Source organism: Nocardia transvalensis, assembly GCF_015477765.1.
GTDB classification, from domain to species: Bacteria; Actinomycetota; Actinomycetes; order Mycobacteriales; family Mycobacteriaceae; genus Nocardia; species Nocardia transvalensis_A.
This window is the reverse complement of record NZ_JADLQQ010000015.1, coordinates 64513-79219: the sequence shown is the minus strand read 5'-3', so window position 1 is coordinate 79219 and position 14707 is coordinate 64513. Positions and strand designations below refer to the sequence as shown.

Genomic DNA, 14707 nt, shown 5'->3' with positions numbered 1-14707 from the left:
AGGCGGTAGCAGCGGCCGACAGACCTCCGGTCGATCGTGACCCTGGGGTGAACTCTCCACGCACTTCCACCCGCAACTGGAGCACGAGTGCTGCTACGCTCCTATTATGAAGACTAATACGTCGTTGAGCTTGGACTCTGCGGTGCTGGCGGAAGCCAAGCGGCTGGCCGAGGACGACGGGGTCACCCTGTCCGCGTTCGCGGAATCGGCGTTGATGGACAAGGTGATGCGTAAATCGGCCCGCATCGCCGCCAGCTACGAGCACAGCCAGGGCCGGACCACCCCCGAGTACTTCGCCGAGGCCGAGGCCGAGCGCGCCGCCATGGGCGACGCGATCCGCGCCAGCGGTGCCACCTGGTGACCGCCGCCCCTCCCGCACACGGCGAACTGTGGCGCTACCTGCCGACCATCGGCGGCCGCGAGAAACCCTCCTCGCTCGGTGGTGACCGCGTCCTCGTGGTGCAGCGCACCGCGATCAACTCAATCCTGCCGACCGTGCTGGCCGTGCCGATCGAACAGGCACCCCGCATGCCCGGTCTGGCGGTGGAATTGTCCGACGACGACCCGCTGCCGGGCCTCTCGGCCGTCTGCTACCGCGTCACGCCCCTGTACATACCGTGGATGGTCGAACGGATCGGCGTCGTGACCGAGGCGACCATGCACATGGTCGTCGGCGTGCTGGCCAAGCTGATCACCGACTGAACAGAAATCCCGCCCACCAATGTCGCCTTCTGGCGGAGTCCTATACTCGAAGTCGAACAAACATTCGAGTACGGAGAGGTGAAGGAGGTGCGCTCGTGGTCGTAGTCATCGATCCGGCGGAATTCGCTGGACTATCCCGCCCGGAACGAGACGCCGCCCTGCAGCGCAGACTCGCCGCTGTGCCGACCCGGCGTGCAGCAGGAGCACCTTCAGCCACCACGTCACATCCGCCGACACGAGCCCACCGGCCCGTGATACCCGTTCCGGCGGCGCTCGCCGACATCCTGCCCGGCGGAGGAATCCCATGCAGCGCCATCACGTCCTATTCCGGTGTGACCAGTCCAGTGGCAGGAATCGCCGCCGCAGCGACCAGCGGCGGCATCCACACCGCGCTGGTCGGGCTGCCTCGCTTCGGCCTCCTGGCAGCCGCCGAAATGGGGGCCTCACTGCCGAAACTGGCCTACATTCCGGACCCGGGCCCGGACCCTCTCGAAATCATTCGCCAATTGGTCGACGGAATCGGCCTGGTCATCGCAGGACCGATGGGTCTTGACGTAGCTCCCTCGAAAACTCGTGCCATAGTTGCCCGTGTCCGGACCCACGACTGCGCCCTGCTCCTCACCGGCGGAATCCGCTGGCCGGGAACCGAACTCCACATCACAACCAGCATCAAGAAATTCCACGGAATAGGCCACGGCACAGGGCGCCTGACGTCGACACGGTTCGCCGTGGAGGCCCGCGATAAGAGCGGAATCCGCTACGGCGAGATCGAAACTCGGCCCGTGACAGAAGGTCGAATGCAATGGACAGGCGTCGAGGATGCGCACCGACCGCGCGTGCGAATAGGCGCCGGCGCATGAACGACGCAGGTCAGTCGGAGTTCGGGGCCGGCGCAGGCGACAGGATCGCGGAATACCCGTTCGGCGCATTTGCACCAGGCGATGAGATCGCCTGGTGGACAGACGCCCACGGCCGCGGCGTCGCGCCCGACCACCCCGAAGCGGTGCGGCGCACCGGCACCATTTTCCAAGTGCACCGTAGTCAGTCCGATGCCAGCCGAGTCGTCGCCTACAGCGTCGAACGCCACAGCCCCCTCGGGGCATACCTTGCGATCGTCAGGTCGGACTACCACCATCGGCCCACGCTGACGAAAAGACGGCAGTTGAGCGCGATCGACAATCCAGAGAACACCGGCCCGGGACGCTGCGACATCACCGTCAATGACGGGTCCCCAAGCCGACGGCAGACAAACGAGCATTGAGCAGGAGGACGGGGGATAGGCTCCTCCGCCGGCCGTTCGTGACGGATGCCGTCAGCTGATCGGTCGCACCGGGCGAGAGAACAGGCGCTCGGACGACCCAAAGCCGACGGGAAGCGGCGGTAGAAGGCGTGGGTCCGCGCCGGTCGGCTGCGGTAAGGGCATGCAGCTGGATCTTCTTCGGGGCCGACTGCAGGCGTTCTTCATCAGACCCTGCACGCGGACTGCCGAACCATGGGGGCGGGCATGTTCAGCCAGTCCCGCTGATGATCCTCGGGGGTGGGAGATCAACCGCCGCTGGTGTCGGGATGAGCCCCTACCGTGCGCGCTATGACCGGACAGACCACGTGCGAAGTCTCTGACCTGCACGTTTCTGAAAGGAGGGCGCGGTGATGAGCGATCACCTGTCCGACGCCGACCGCACCGATTCGGGGGAGGGAGCCGTGGCCCGCTGGCGGATCCGCCACCGTCTGCGCGCCTTGATGCCGTGGCTGGTGGACGACGATGACGAGTATTGGCAGGAATTCGCGGTGTGCGCCCAGACGGATCCGGAACTGTTCTTCCCGGACAAGAACGACAGCACGCGGCCCGCGAAAAGGATTTGCGCGGTCTGCCCCGTCGAGGACCGGTGCTTGCAGTACGCCCTCGAGCACGGGATTCGGTTCGGGGTGTGGGGCGGGAAGTCGGCACATGAACGCCGCCGACTCACCCCTCACACCGCCGCGGATCTGAGGAGAGCGTCGTGACCCGCCGCGATCCCCGGCCGAGGGCTTCCGTCGCGAAGACCGACGCCGAACGGGTAGCCGAACTGACCGCGACGATCGATCGGTTGAAGGCGGACAACCGGCAGCTGAGCCGCACAACCTGGTTACTCGCTATCGACTTGGCCTATCACGATCGCGAACTCGCCGCCCGGGACCATCTGCTGACCGAGATGGTGGCCGAGCGCCGCAATATGGGTCGAGCGATCGAGGATCTCCTGGATCGGGAGTCGTTGTGGCGTGATTCCTCGCGGATGGAAAGGCTCACGCCGGCAGCGGAATTCGATCGCCGCTCGATCCCTCGTGCCCAGCACACCGACAGCGACGCCGCCGGCGAACGAGCCTCGCATACCCGGGTTTTCCGGCCCTCTTGGCGCTGGCCGTTCCACGTTCACCACGGCGACCCGGACCCCACCCTGCCTTCAGCGCCGGGCCCGCCGGACCGCACTCTTGTGGCATCCGGCGCCTTCCACGGGGGGAGCGAAAACCGATGAAACGACCACGGTTTCAGACCCACGCCGATCTCGACCGGCAAATCCCGAAATGGAAACGGCACAACAAACCCCTCGAACTGCGCGCAATCGGCGCCTTGGTGTGCTCGTACGCCGACGGCGACCCCGAACAAGCGCGAATGCTGCTGGACATGCTCGACCTCACCCCCCAACTGCTCGGGTCGACACCGTCCGACTGCCCGCACCCCCGCCCAGAATCAGACGCCGACCAGATGATTCAATCTCCGGAATTGTCTCGCGCAGAAGGGATTCAGTGATGACACCCCCGTCACCCCCCAGCCCGGACCGCAGCATCCTGCAACGACTCACCGCCTCCGAATCCGACTACGACAGCGCCTGCGCCGATCTGTGTGCCGCTCTCAACGACATGTATTTCGAAGACCCCACCGACCTCGACGACGAACCGGTGATGCCGGAGTCCTTCCAGGCATGCCTGCGGTTCGAGCCTCGCGGGAAGACGATGGGCGGCCCATGCTTCGTCGAGTTCGAGATCCACCGACCCGACCACGACTGTCCCAACGGGAAGGATTTGGCCGTGCACGAACCGTTCACTGACCGCGCAGCAGCGCTCGTGTGGAGCCGGGAGCGGTTCGGCCGGATGCTCGCCGACAACCCGGGACTGGTTGCGGAGGTCATCTACGTGCTCGTCACGCCCGAGTTGACGCTGACCGCCCGCGGACCGGCGTGGCACGTCTTCGACGAGATCTCGCAGTGGGAACACGACGATAGCCACCGAGACCACCGCAGATCGGCATGACCGCGCGCGACCGCGGCCGGTGTCCCGGACGCGCTGCTACAGCGCATCCGACACCCGAGAATCAGCCTTCATCCAGGCCAGCCCGCCCACGTCGGCTTCACGTCGGTTCACGATCGGAGGTAGATGCCGATGACTCGATGCGAGACATCGCTGCAGATCGTGCAGGCATACTGCCGGGGTCCGCGGTTCGGACTCGCCCCGCCGACCCAGTTGGATCCTGACTGGGTCGACGCCACTCCCTCCCGCCGCCACGCCCGCACCCTGGCCCTCTTCGGAATCGATCGGCTCGCCCTGGCGGCCGCGGGCCGGGTCCGGCCGACTTGGGTGCGGGCTTTGCGGAGCGGGTGCCCCGAGCGCGGGCTGGGCCCGATCCCCGTTATTCCGCACTCGGTGGCCGACCGCATCCTGGCAATTCCGTGCCCGCCGGATGATCAGATGGTGCTGCCACACATCCTCACCCCGGTGGGTGCGCGCCGTCGACTGCAAGCACTTGCTGCCATCGGCTGGCCCTGGCCTTCGCTCGCTGCCGACCTGGACGTTCCCTCAGAGGTGTTGCGTGCCTTTGCCGAAGGGGACCCCGACACGACGTTGGACCTGTGGACCGCTCGCCATCTGGGTGTGCTGTTCGACGACCTGCAGGCCACCCCGGGACCGAGCGATGCCGCAGCGGATTCGGCCCGGGCGCGCGGATTCTGCGTACCGCTCCATTGGGACGAGACAACGATCGACACCGCCGAATCCGCCTCGGCCGCATCCGCACCGGCCGGCCCGGCCGCGGGAGCCGCGGACGATGACTACGACACCGAACTGCTCGACCGGCTGCTGGAACAGACCAGGCCCGGCAGCCACGGTCTGAAAATCCCCGAAGACGACCGGCCGATGTACACCCGAGCTCTGCTGGCTCACGGCTGCAACACCAGCCAGATCGCGCGGGCCATGCGACTCAGCGGCACCGACGCGCACAACAAGGTCGTCGCCGCCCGCGCCGAACTGGCTATGCACGCCGGCACCGCGGCGTGAATCCGCCGTTCCGGCACCCACATCCACCTGAGTCAAACACCACGCCCACAACCGAACACCGACAAGGATGAGGACACAATGAGCGGGCACCAGCGCCGAACCATCGTGGTCGCCGTAGCACCTACCGGCCCGGATCCATTGCGGCACACCGCCGCCGAGATCGCCGCGATCGACACCGACACCGGCCAGCACTGGCATCTGGCCGTCCCGCTGACCCCCGAACAGATGGCTGCCGCCGACCCGGACACCCTCGACTCCTACGCCTACAGCGTCCGTGACGTTGCCGGGCGGGCGACCCGCGACGCCGCCCACTTTCCCGAATCGCTGCGCTCACTGGCGTCCGCCTTGGCCGGAAACACCATTGCCGGCGCCTTTCCGGAATTGGCCGCCACCTTCCTCGCCGACGTCCTGGAACGCTGGTACTTGCCCCCGCTGTGGCATCACCGATTCGCCGACATCGGCACCCTTACCGCCGGCGCCTGGGGAATCGACCCCACTGCCATCCCCAATCTCAACGTGTGCTGCCGGCTGTGGGGCATCGTCGGTTACGACCTGACCTGCCCGGTCGGAGAGGCGGCCGCTGTAACTGCCTGCCTGCAGGCGCTGGCAGCGCACGCCCGCCGCCCGCGGTCGACTCGGCCCGACGATTCGCGCGCGCACCCGCCGTCGGCCGGCCCACCCGGTCGATCACCTGCTCACCGGCGCCCCCTGCCCGCTCAACCGCACGCCGACCACCGCGGCCACCCGGCGCCGCAACACCAGGGCCAGCACGCCTCGGTCGTACCCTTGCGGTTCATCCGCGGAGGCGTCGGCTCGTGACCACCCGCGACACCGCCAGTCGGGCGGAGCGAGGTATGTCGAGCGCTGTGCAGGCCGCGCAAGCAGTGACGGGAGCCTCGGCCGCAGTGGTGACTTGGGACGGGATCCGGGCCGCTGTGGCCTATAGTCTCGACCCGGAAGAGGTCGCTCGGCGCGCGGAGGCACGGATGGCGCCGATCGACCGATGGGACGTGATCGATGCACTACTGCATCTGCCGGAGGGCTGCCCGGTGCCATCCGACGCCCTGTCCTCGCGGCACCTACGGGCGCTGCGCGCCGCACCCGACGGCGCAGTGACCACCGACGCCGCGGGTCGCCTGCATCGACACGCAATCCCGCCGATCCGGGTGCAACTGGCTGTGGTTCCGATGCGCCGCTGGCGTGACAGTCTGCATGCAGCAGGCCAATTCGCTCCGCACTGTCAACGCATGATCGCGATCGACAACCCGACGCCGATCTCGCCGTTCGCGGCGGCCGAGGCCACGTTCTGGGGGATTGGGATCGCCGCCGGCGACGACAGGGAGTCTGCACCCTGCTGGACGCGCAACCGTACGTGCGGCCCCGGCATTCCCCCGCACACTGGTGGTTCGCCGAACAGATCTTCGGCCAGCTGGCGATCGGAATCCATTGAGCGCGAGGGCTCGTGGAGAGCATGACAAAGCCTGACGGGCCATCACGTCCGACTCGAGGCTCGGCCCGTTCGAGCTTGGTCACTCTTGGAGGCCGTCGCCCTCACCCGTCGCGTCGGGTGTGCGGGGAGACGGATCCGCCGGACGCTGCGCGGAAACGCGCTCGACCTTCACGCCAGTCGCGGTCACATGGACGATGCCGCCGACATCGGCATACGTGATCACGGTGCGCACGAGACGTCTCGCGAGCGCGCGAGCCGTGTCCTGATCAACGGAGTGCGCCAGGCTGTACGCCTCCAGTTCGGTGTCGCCAGAGCCGCTGTCCTCGTCCCACCGCCACTTCCCGGTGGTGGTCCCTACCCGGGCAGTAACCACGAACGCGGTCCCCGGCTTGAAGTCGTTGTCCGCCGTCGGCGCGATGCGGCGCGGCTGGACACCGATTTCGACGATTCGGTCGGCGCGAATCCACGCGCCGGGTACGGCGACCCACAGGGCGGGCATCATGGCAGTGACTCCTTCGATCAGCGGGCGCGGTCGAGCAGATACCACCGCGAATCATCCCCCCACCCACCGACAACAACCCTGCACCGACCCAGCCACTCCGAACCGCCGCCATTACTCCGGAGGTAGTGATCGGAAGGTACAGACAGCCATTCTGTGCTGGCACGGCGATGTCCCCGGAAGCCCGGAGCACCACGAAAGCGGTTGGGGTCGTGGGTCTTTCTTGCCAGAGCCGCTGTTGACGTTCTTGGCGGCAGCGGATTGCGCATTCGATTAGGGCATTGGTTCCATGTCGGCGACGACGTGATCGGCGCGCAGTTCGGGTAAGGCAGGCTTGGATGCCGTACCGGAGATCCTGATTCCCGATGGAGAACACGTGCTCCCAAGAACGCTGCAGTTCGTCGACGAGCCCGGCCCCGTCGGGTGGATGGAGCAGCGATTGTCCGAGCGGCGTGTGCCAGTCGCCGAATTTGGACAGCAACACTTGCTCGGTGGGGATGCGCAGGGTGAGCAGGACGGTCCCGGCTGGTTGCGGGCGTAAGTGCGGGCTTCGCCGATGAGTGCCTGGCGAGTCGTGTACGCCCAGACCCAGATCGGAATACTGCCCGGTGGCATCCGAACACCGGTCCGCTGCTCGACCTGGGTGGTCATCCACGCATAGGCCGGCAGCCACGTCGGCCGCAGGTCGGGATCCATGTGCTCGCCTGGCCCTCGCACCACTCCATCGGCACGCAGCTGACGGTAGGCCCCCGCGGATTGGAACGAGTGCAGGAGCAGCTCCGGCGCATCGACCTTGCATCCGATGCGCCCGGCAGGAAGGGCCCGCCGCCATGACACGAATCGAGCCATCCCCTCGCGGACCTGCTCCGCAACCTCTCGGCGAGCCTGCCCGGGGCATAAATGGTCGAGTTCCTCACGCGCGGTTGTGAACTGCTGATACTCGCTCCGAATAGCGACGCCGACGGAACCATCGGGGCTGGCAATGGCGCGACCAGGATCACCGGCAGGTAGTGGGCTCGCGGAGGACATGGCCCGATGATAGGCAATCATGGGTCCGACCGATCGAGCGAAGGAACCGGTCTGCCAGCCCCCGTTCGCCTGCGCCAAGGGCAAGCCCCCGAACGGGTGATCAGGGTGCGGGATGCTCCTGCTCTTGCACGATAATGCGGAAGGAACTATTCTTTGGGTTGTCGTTTTCGCGGGGCCGACCACTCCGCCCGAACCCCCAGGGGCTTTCCGTCATGAGCGCTTGTGTGCACGTTGCTGTCGTCGCACCCGTCGAGGAAATGGCCGGTCGTGAGTAGCGCGCCCGCTTCGCGAACCTGCCAGGGCGGCGGCCACGTCGATGCGATCGCGCCGCTGGCCGTGTTCGTGTGCGATCAGCACGGCTGCGACAACTACCGGCTGTGTGCCGACTGTGAAAGCCGCGAACGCGGCTACCTGGAAGAGACCTTCGCCTCCGGCGGCACCGTGACCTGCACAGACTGCGGCCGCACGTTCGAGCGAGTGGAGGACTGTGTGACCGTGACACCGCTCGGCTCCGCCGCGCTGGCCAGCGTCCACATAGAGGAGGAGGACGCGGCCTGCGGTGAGACGGTGCGCCAATGGCGGGCTCTCGACTCCGATCCGTTCGTCCCGCGCGTGGCCATGGTCTACGCGACGCATCGCGCGAACGCAGTCACCGACGACAGTGCCGCGCACTGGTATGTCGAAGCGGTGCGGGTATGCCGGCTGGCCGCCGAGCTCCTTGCCGCCGCGGCGGATGGCCATGCCCCCGATCCCGCCGTCCTGGCCGCGCTCACGCCGGCGAGCGATCCACCGCCCGGCACCCGGATCGCGCGGTGGGGAGCGTGGAATGCGGTCGGCACAGTTGTCGCACCGCAACCCTGGGATCTCGGAGACGGGGTGGAGGCCCCAGGTGTCGTCCGCGCCGGGCAGGTGGTGGTGCGGTGGGACGGCACCGGTTTCCCGCGCTCTTCGAGCGTGCCGGCCGACGATCTGATCATTGTGAACTGAGCAGGCCACCGCTTGAGACTCCGGGGAATCGCCGGTACAACCAGTACGTACGCCACGGATCGACGACGCTCCTCGGCGATTCCCCGGAACCGATTGTCCCGCACCATCGTCGAGCTATTGCGGAAGTTCGATCGCGAGAACGTGCGCCAGGCCTACCCGCTCGATCAAGGCATGCACCCATCGTCGCCGCGTCGTGAACCTAGTCGATACGCCGCGCGACAAGTGTGTCCTTCGGCCCGGACGGGAATCAGGCTGTGCCCGTGTCACAGGTGGTCGGTGGTGAATGCTGCCGCCTCGGTGAGGTGGCTGGAGTAGGCGATGTGCGCCGGTGGTTCCCGGCCACCGGGCTGGCAGACCGGGTCCCCGTCGAGACACCACGACCCGGTGCGTGCCGAGTACGGTTCGGGAACGCTCTGCCCGATCAACCGAAGCGGGTCACCGAACAGCAGCACCACGGCCACCCGGTCGCCGAGGTCGGGCGGCAGCTGCGCCGCACCGGGCACCAGGGTGGCCGGCCAGGTGCCCAGCGCAGCATGCACGACGACGGCCCCCTGGGAGTAGCCGGCGAGCACGAACCGCTGATCGGGGCAGGCGGTGGCCTGGGCGGTGAGATGGGCGACCAGATCGCGGCTGCCGTCGCCGACGGAGAACGGATCGAGCAGGTCGGCCGGGTAGTCGACTCGATACGCGGTCAGCGACGACGTCACCGCGGCCTGCAGGTCGGCGAACAAGCGATCGCCCACCTTGAGCCCAAGCCATCCCGGCTCGTGGGTGCCTCGTGCGACGACGAGGTCGATGCTGCTGCAGGCTGCGGCCGTGGCGTTCCCGCTTCCCCCGATCACCGTGCCTGCCGCCCACACCGCGAGCAGTCCAGCGACGAACGTCTCCACCAGTCGTGCCGGGCGGCGCTGCGAAGTTGCGTGGCACCGGGAGTGGGTGGAAGCCGCGGTAGTCATCTCAGGCTCCCAGGCCCTTGTTGAACTGCTGGGTGAACCAGTCGGTCAGCCACGCCAGGGTGGTGCGGCCGGAGCGGTCGACGACGGCCTGACCGTAGGACTGGTGCGCACCGCCCATGTAGAAGCTGGCGGCGTCGAGCCCCTGCTGCATCAGCTTCCCGAGGGCCTCGCCGCTGTCGGATCCGCCGAGTTTGGCGATCGCCTCGGACAGTGACCCGCCGGCTGCGGGGGTCTGTGTGCCGAGCTGATCGGGCGGGGTCTTGGTCCCGCCGCCGAGGGCGTCGAGGGCGATCTTGACGAGATTGAGTCCCGTCCCGATGAGCCCGGTGGCTTTGCCCAGGTCGCATCCGGTCTTGCAGGATTCGAGGACGTCCCAGGCGGTGTTCTGGATGCGACCCACCTCGTTGGCCAGGCCGATCACATCCACGTTGGCGAGAAGCCCGACCACGACGCTGATGATCGGCGCGATCCCGTTCGGGTCCGGGATCATGCCGATCAGCCGGGAGGCGGTGTGCAGGTCGACCGCGGCCGCCATCTTCACGACGGGCTGGAACAAATTGTTGAGGTCGCCGGCGACGTCGCGGAGCCGGTGGATCTTGGCCCAGATGTCGGGGTTGGCGTCGAGCAGGATGGGGCCGATGTGACCGAGGGTCTCCAAGATCTTGGGAATGTTGGTGGCCATCGACAGCGTGCCGGTGGCGATGTTGGTGATCTGGTCCACCCACACTGCGGGTTTGACCGTCGACAAGATCTTCGCCGCGGTCGCCAACTGGTCGGTGGGGGTCGAGGCCAGGGGAGCGAGCTGCTGATCGAGGGCATTCGCGGAGTCGGCCATCGACGGTGTCGGCCCCTCACCAGTGGTGGACGGGGCCGGGGTGGTGGGCGCGCGGGCGCCGCCCCCGGTGGCGGCCAAGGCTTGGTTGGCGAGCTGGCTGGCGGTGCTGATGGCCTTGCCGAGGTCGAGATGCTGGACGGTGTCGAGCACCGCGCCGGTGATCGCTTGCGGGGATCCGGCATCGGCGGATTTGAGACTGCTCGCGATCGCGGGGTTGCCGGTGGTGTCGGTGACGGTGTCGGCCAACGGCTTGAGCGTGTCGGCCAGTTTGGCCGACAGCCGCGCGACGGTGGCGGCGTCGCCGCTGCGGGCGGCGTCGACGAGCTGGCTCATGTCACCGGGCAGCGACTGCAGGTCGGCGTGGGAGAAGTCCGATATCAGCGACTTCGCCAGCTCCTGCGACGCGGTGTCCCCGCCGCCGGCGCCGTTGTCCGGTCTGTTGGTGTCTGTCCCGACGTCGCCGCCGGTGATGGTGCCGATGACGTTGGCGATGCCGGCCAGCAGCGGGTCCCGGGTCTTGTCGACACCGCAGTACAGATCGCCGTCGACGCAGATGGACGCGACGCGACCGTTGAGGGCGCCGAACCCCGGACACTGCGTGCGCGGGCCCATGATGCCCTGCTTGTCGTTGTTGGGTCCGACGGTGGTGGCGCCGGGGGTACCGCGGTGCGGGTCGGCCACCAGGCCCAGGCCGACGATGTTGGCGGCCGGGATCGCGCCGGCCCCGCTACCGATTTCGCAGCCGACGTCGCCGGCGACATCGGCGCCCTGGCTGTAGCCGACGATGCCGACCTTCGTCTCGGGGCACTGATTGGCGAGCCGATCGAGTTCCTGCCGCAGCAGATCGACGCCCTGGTTCTTGGAGTCGGCATAGGTCTGGCCGGCAGTGAACGCCACCGCGGGATACGGGTTGGTCCACAGGGTCAACTTGTCGCCGAAGCGATGCTGCAGTTCGGTGGCCACCGGGGCGAGCAACCCGGTCGGTATCGCGGAGTTGGCGGTGCCCTCGGTGGTGCCGGGGACTGTGATGAATTCCAGGGCGGTGCAGCCGTCGGCCTGCATGCGCAGCGGCCCGCCCGTGGGCCCGGTGCGGGCGCTGGCCGAGGCACCGGCCACCGCGAGGACCGCCAGCGTGGTCGCGAGGGCGACCAGAGTCGCGGCGCGCCTGCGGGATTCGTGCCGCACGAGCCAGCGATGGGTCGTCGAAACAATGTTCATGTCGGCCCTCCTGGTCAGGCCGCGCGACGCGGGGTGTGACAGATGTGGGTGCGGCGCCCGGACCGTGCTCCGGGAACGATCGCCAGATGCGTGCACACCGCCTGCTGGATGCAGCTGAGGCGGCGGTGCAGCCGCTGACGCAGCGCCGGGTAGGACATTCCGAACCGGGACGCGACCTCGCGCAGATCGGTCGTGTCGGACAGGTAAGCCGCGGCCAGCAGGGCCCGGTCGCCGGCGCTGATCGCGCCGTGGTCCACGGCCCAGTCCAGGACCTCGTCGGCGGTGAAGTCATAGGGCCGGGCGTCCCAGTCGATGACATCGGGAACGGTCAACGCCTGCCGGGCCCGGGCACCGGAACCGGTGCGTCTCCGGCTGGGCGGTGCGGTGCCACAGCTGGGGTCCGCCAGTGGGGTCTCCGACGGGTGGTCGATGTCGACGGTGGTGCGGTGCAGCGTGTTCAGCGCCAATTGCCCGGCCACGCGCTGTCCGGGTTTGGGCTGGAATTCGGCGATCACGGCCAGGAACGCGGCCACGGTCTCGCTGCCGCGATCGGCATACGCGGTGTGTGCGCAGTAGCCGGGCACCCGCGCGTAGCGGCTGAGTTTCAGCAATTTCGGCAGCATCTGGTGCAGCAGCGCCGCGCCCGCCAGTTCGGAGCCGTCCTGATGTGCCCGCAGCAACGCCGTCAGGACCGCGTCGGGGTCGGCGGAAACCAGCCGGGGCAGTTCGGTGAGCTCGGTGAGTTCCGCCAGCGCGGGATAGCTCTCGCGCCACCGCGCGATCTCCCGTCGCGTCGCCGCCGCAGGCACGATGTGCTCGGTGTAGTGCGCCGCCAGTTGGGCGTGGAAGCGCGAACGAATCGGGCGGGAAGTAACCGGTGAGGCGACCGCGTGGGCCGCTGCGCCGATGTTCATGGCGACCTCCTCGAGGGCAACGGACCTGACCCGAGGGAGACAAACAGCGCCATATAGCCGGTGAACTGCGGTTTTCCGGGCGCCGATCAGGGTGTCCATAAGGGGGTTCGGCCCCGACGCAGTCGCCGTCGGCGCAGCGCCGCCGCCGACAACCCGATCACCCACACCCGGCGTGACCTGCGGAAACTCCGGTCAACCCATGCGGATGGTCCATATGGGTGTCCATATAGCGCGCGCGGCTGGCGAAATTCGTGGCAGAAAGTTTTCCTTCTGCGGTCACACGAGGCCCGCGAGCGCACCTCCCCTCCTGCACACGAGCCCCCACGAAGCTCCGCGCAGGAAGGACAGCGCATGACAGAGCACCCCGTCCCGGCCGCCACCGCGACGGCGATGTACCGCCGACTGCACGATGCCGGCACGGTGATGCGCACCTCGAGCGCGATCCGCGGCGCCGCCGAGGACCTGTCTCGAAACCCCCTGTCCGAGGCCCGCGCGGCTCACCTGCAGGACTTGCTCACCGACCCCGGTCTGATCGAAGCCCGCCGCGCGCTGACCCGGCTCGTCGACGAAACCGACAGCACCGCGCCGGCGACCGACGCGGACAGCAGGTGGTGAGCATGGGCCGCCTGTTCTCTTCGCGCTCGCCCCACCCGGCAGATTCCACACGGCGTGGGCGACGCTGGCCTGGCCGATCCGCGACCGCGCGTCAGGACGCGACCAGCGAGCAGGCGCGCTGGACCGGCGGGCAGGGCTGGCTGACCAAGGCGATCCAGTGGGGCATCATTGCCGCACTGGCCAGCGGGGTCATCGCCTTGGCTCTGGTCCTGACCGGCGCCACCGCGCCTCAACCGATGACCGCGGCCCCCAAATCGCCCCCGATCAGCGACAGCCGCGACCAGACGGCCGCCGAAGAACTGGCGCGGCAGTTGGTGCTGACGTGGCTGCAGGCCTCCCGCGGCGACGAGAAGACCCTGCAGCCCTACGTGCCCACCGACGGCCTGCGGCTTCCGCTGGCTCAATCCTTCGTCGCCAGCGACGCCGCGATCGCCCGCATCGAACCCGCCACCTCCACGCCCGCACCGACCGCCACGCCGCCCGCGACCGCCGCCTCTCGCACCGGACCCGCGGTCACCCGCTGGTCGGTCACCGTCTCGGTGACCGTGCGCGGCGTCGACGACCCGCCGGCCACCGCGGTCCGCCGTTATTTCCAGGTCCCGGTCCAGGTCACCGACCACACAACCGCCCGCGCGCAGCAACTGCCCGCGCCGGTGTCCGCGCCCCCGGTCGGCGCCGACGGCGATCTCGGCTACCGCGGTGGCCAGTTGGTCGGCAGCCACCCGATCTGGCCCACCATCGCCCAGTTCCTCGCCGCGCTCACGACCGGTGAAGGGGATGTCTCCCGCTACACCGCCCCTGGCGTCGGGATCCGCCCGATCAGCCCACCGCCCTACAAGACGGTCGAGCTGATCACTGTCGCCACCGACAAGGACCTCAACACCCCAGCCGGACGCCGCAACCCCGTCGATGGCGACACCGTGCGGGCCCTGGTGACCGCCGAGCTGGGCACCGGCAGACCGAATCACAGCCTCACCGCCCAATACGCCCTCACCCTCACCGCGCGCGGCGGTCGCTGGGAGATCTCCGCCCTCGACCCCGCCCCCTTGACCGCACCGCCACCCCGCTCAGCGCGGACCGTGGGACCCCCCTCGGCCACCGCCACCCCCACTGCACCGGGCCCCACCAGCTCGTCCACCGCGCCGACCGCCCCCTCGGCGCCCGCAACGCCGCCCCCGGCGCGCTGAGGAAGGA

Annotated in this window: 18 protein-coding genes; 14 read left to right on the top strand and 4 right to left on the bottom strand. The window is 68.5% G+C overall.

The features are described 5' to 3' along the window. The first annotated feature begins 106 nt into the window (after window positions 1–106). The 11 genes from IU452_RS34190 to IU452_RS34140 all read left to right on the top strand — a co-directional run bounded on the left by IU452_RS34190 (window position 107) and on the right by IU452_RS34140 (window position 6485). Window positions 107–361: a hypothetical protein gene (locus tag IU452_RS34190; protein ID WP_195113387.1), complete on the top strand. Its 255-nt coding sequence runs from the start codon at window positions 107–109 to the stop codon at window positions 359–361. Beyond that, on the top strand, window positions 358–702 hold the full coding sequence (locus IU452_RS34185) for a hypothetical protein (RefSeq protein WP_195113386.1): 345 nt from the start codon (window positions 358–360) through the stop codon (window positions 700–702). The genes IU452_RS34190 and IU452_RS34185 overlap by 4 nt, the downstream gene beginning before the upstream one ends. A 332-nt stretch (window positions 703–1034) precedes the next feature. Continuing rightward, window positions 1035–1562 (top strand): hypothetical protein, encoded by a 528-nt coding sequence (locus IU452_RS34180; protein ID WP_195113385.1) that lies wholly within the window; start codon window positions 1035–1037, stop codon window positions 1560–1562. Further along, the gene (locus IU452_RS34175; protein WP_195113384.1) at window positions 1559–1963 is read left to right on the top strand and encodes a hypothetical protein; all 405 of its coding nucleotides are present in this window, start codon (window positions 1559–1561) and stop codon (window positions 1961–1963) included. Before IU452_RS34180 ends, IU452_RS34175 begins: the two co-directional genes overlap by 4 nt. 389 nt (window positions 1964–2352) lie before the next feature. Next, window positions 2353–2706, top strand: coding sequence for a WhiB family transcriptional regulator (locus tag IU452_RS34170; RefSeq protein ID WP_324192993.1), 354 nt, complete (start codon window positions 2353–2355; stop codon window positions 2704–2706). Beyond that, a complete protein-coding gene (locus IU452_RS34165; protein ID WP_195113383.1) occupies window positions 2703–3215 on the top strand; it encodes a hypothetical protein in 513 nt (170 codons plus the stop codon). Before IU452_RS34170 ends, IU452_RS34165 begins: the two co-directional genes overlap by 4 nt. Beyond that, window positions 3212–3490, top strand: coding sequence for a hypothetical protein (locus IU452_RS34160; protein ID WP_195113382.1), 279 nt, complete (start codon window positions 3212–3214; stop codon window positions 3488–3490). The genes IU452_RS34165 and IU452_RS34160 overlap by 4 nt, the downstream gene beginning before the upstream one ends. Next, window positions 3490–3990 carry a hypothetical protein gene (locus tag IU452_RS34155; RefSeq protein ID WP_195113381.1) on the top strand — a complete coding sequence of 167 codons (501 nt, stop codon included), beginning with the start codon at window positions 3490–3492 and terminating at the stop codon, window positions 3988–3990. The genes IU452_RS34160 and IU452_RS34155 overlap by 1 nt, the downstream gene beginning before the upstream one ends. Before the next feature lie 129 nt (window positions 3991–4119). Continuing rightward, window positions 4120–5010, top strand: a complete 891-nt coding sequence (locus tag IU452_RS34150) for a hypothetical protein (RefSeq protein ID WP_195113380.1) — start codon at window positions 4120–4122, stop codon at window positions 5008–5010. Between the two features lie 78 nt (window positions 5011–5088). Continuing rightward, on the top strand, window positions 5089–5829 hold the full coding sequence (locus IU452_RS34145) for a hypothetical protein (RefSeq protein WP_195113379.1): 741 nt from the start codon (window positions 5089–5091) through the stop codon (window positions 5827–5829). Next, the gene (locus IU452_RS34140) at window positions 5826–6485 is read left to right on the top strand and encodes a hypothetical protein (protein ID WP_195113378.1); all 660 of its coding nucleotides are present in this window, start codon (window positions 5826–5828) and stop codon (window positions 6483–6485) included. Before IU452_RS34145 ends, IU452_RS34140 begins: the two co-directional genes overlap by 4 nt. Before the next feature lie 54 nt (window positions 6486–6539). Here the strand turns inward: IU452_RS34140 and IU452_RS34135 are convergent, their stop codons facing one another. Next, window positions 6540–6962 (bottom strand): hypothetical protein, encoded by a 423-nt coding sequence (locus tag IU452_RS34135; RefSeq protein ID WP_195113377.1) that lies wholly within the window; start codon window positions 6960–6962, stop codon window positions 6540–6542. A gap of 1293 nt (window positions 6963–8255) precedes the next feature. On the opposite strand from IU452_RS34135, the gene IU452_RS34125 reads away from it, so the two are divergent. After that, window positions 8256–8975 (top strand): hypothetical protein, encoded by a 720-nt coding sequence (locus tag IU452_RS34125; protein WP_195113375.1) that lies wholly within the window; start codon window positions 8256–8258, stop codon window positions 8973–8975. A 263-nt stretch (window positions 8976–9238) separates the two neighbouring features. Here IU452_RS34125 and IU452_RS34120 read toward each other — a convergent pair whose 3' ends face one another. From IU452_RS34120 to IU452_RS34110, 3 genes are read right to left on the bottom strand one after another with little or no spacing between them, the layout of a single operon-like run. Further along, window positions 9239–9931: a cutinase family protein gene (locus tag IU452_RS34120; protein WP_195113374.1), complete on the bottom strand. Its 693-nt coding sequence runs from the start codon at window positions 9929–9931 to the stop codon at window positions 9239–9241. Between the two features lies 1 nt (window position 9932). Continuing rightward, complete coding sequence (locus IU452_RS34115) at window positions 9933–11984, bottom strand: cutinase family protein (RefSeq protein WP_195113373.1); 2052 nt, start codon at window positions 11982–11984, stop codon at window positions 9933–9935. Between the two features lie 14 nt (window positions 11985–11998). Continuing rightward, on the bottom strand, window positions 11999–12898 hold the full coding sequence (locus IU452_RS34110) for a hypothetical protein (protein WP_195113372.1): 900 nt from the start codon (window positions 12896–12898) through the stop codon (window positions 11999–12001). 351 nt (window positions 12899–13249) lie between these two features. On the opposite strand from IU452_RS34110, the gene IU452_RS34105 reads away from it, so the two are divergent. Together IU452_RS34105 and IU452_RS34100 are read left to right on the top strand one after the other, a co-directional pair. After that, complete coding sequence (locus IU452_RS34105; protein ID WP_195113371.1) at window positions 13250–13513, top strand: hypothetical protein; 264 nt, start codon at window positions 13250–13252, stop codon at window positions 13511–13513. 2 nt (window positions 13514–13515) lie between these two features. Then, window positions 13516–14700, top strand: coding sequence for a conjugal transfer protein (locus IU452_RS34100; protein WP_195113370.1), 1185 nt, complete (start codon window positions 13516–13518; stop codon window positions 14698–14700). Window positions 14701–14707: the final 7 nt, after the last annotated feature.

Coding starts and splice junctions, on each gene's coding strand:
- IU452_RS34190 (WP_195113387.1), top strand. CDS start 107: ATGAAGACTAATACGTCGTTGAGCTTGGACTCTGCGGTGCTGGCGGAA.
- IU452_RS34175 (WP_195113384.1), top strand. CDS start 1,559: ATGAACGACGCAGGTCAGTCGGAGTTCGGGGCCGGCGCAGGCGACAGG.
- IU452_RS34170 (WP_324192993.1), top strand. CDS start 2,353: ATGAGCGATCACCTGTCCGACGCCGACCGCACCGATTCGGGGGAGGGA.
- IU452_RS34160 (WP_195113382.1), top strand. CDS start 3,212: ATGAAACGACCACGGTTTCAGACCCACGCCGATCTCGACCGGCAAATC.
- IU452_RS34155 (WP_195113381.1), top strand. CDS start 3,490: ATGACACCCCCGTCACCCCCCAGCCCGGACCGCAGCATCCTGCAACGA.
- IU452_RS34150 (WP_195113380.1), top strand. CDS start 4,120: ATGACTCGATGCGAGACATCGCTGCAGATCGTGCAGGCATACTGCCGG.
- IU452_RS34145 (WP_195113379.1), top strand. CDS start 5,089: ATGAGCGGGCACCAGCGCCGAACCATCGTGGTCGCCGTAGCACCTACC.
- IU452_RS34135 (WP_195113377.1), bottom strand. CDS start 6,962: ATGATGCCCGCCCTGTGGGTCGCCGTACCCGGCGCGTGGATTCGCGCC.
- IU452_RS34120 (WP_195113374.1), bottom strand. CDS start 9,931: ATGACTACCGCGGCTTCCACCCACTCCCGGTGCCACGCAACTTCGCAG.
- IU452_RS34115 (WP_195113373.1), bottom strand. CDS start 11,984: ATGAACATTGTTTCGACGACCCATCGCTGGCTCGTGCGGCACGAATCC.
- IU452_RS34110 (WP_195113372.1), bottom strand. CDS start 12,898: ATGAACATCGGCGCAGCGGCCCACGCGGTCGCCTCACCGGTTACTTCC.
- IU452_RS34105 (WP_195113371.1), top strand. CDS start 13,250: ATGACAGAGCACCCCGTCCCGGCCGCCACCGCGACGGCGATGTACCGC.
- IU452_RS34100 (WP_195113370.1), top strand. CDS start 13,516: ATGGGCCGCCTGTTCTCTTCGCGCTCGCCCCACCCGGCAGATTCCACA.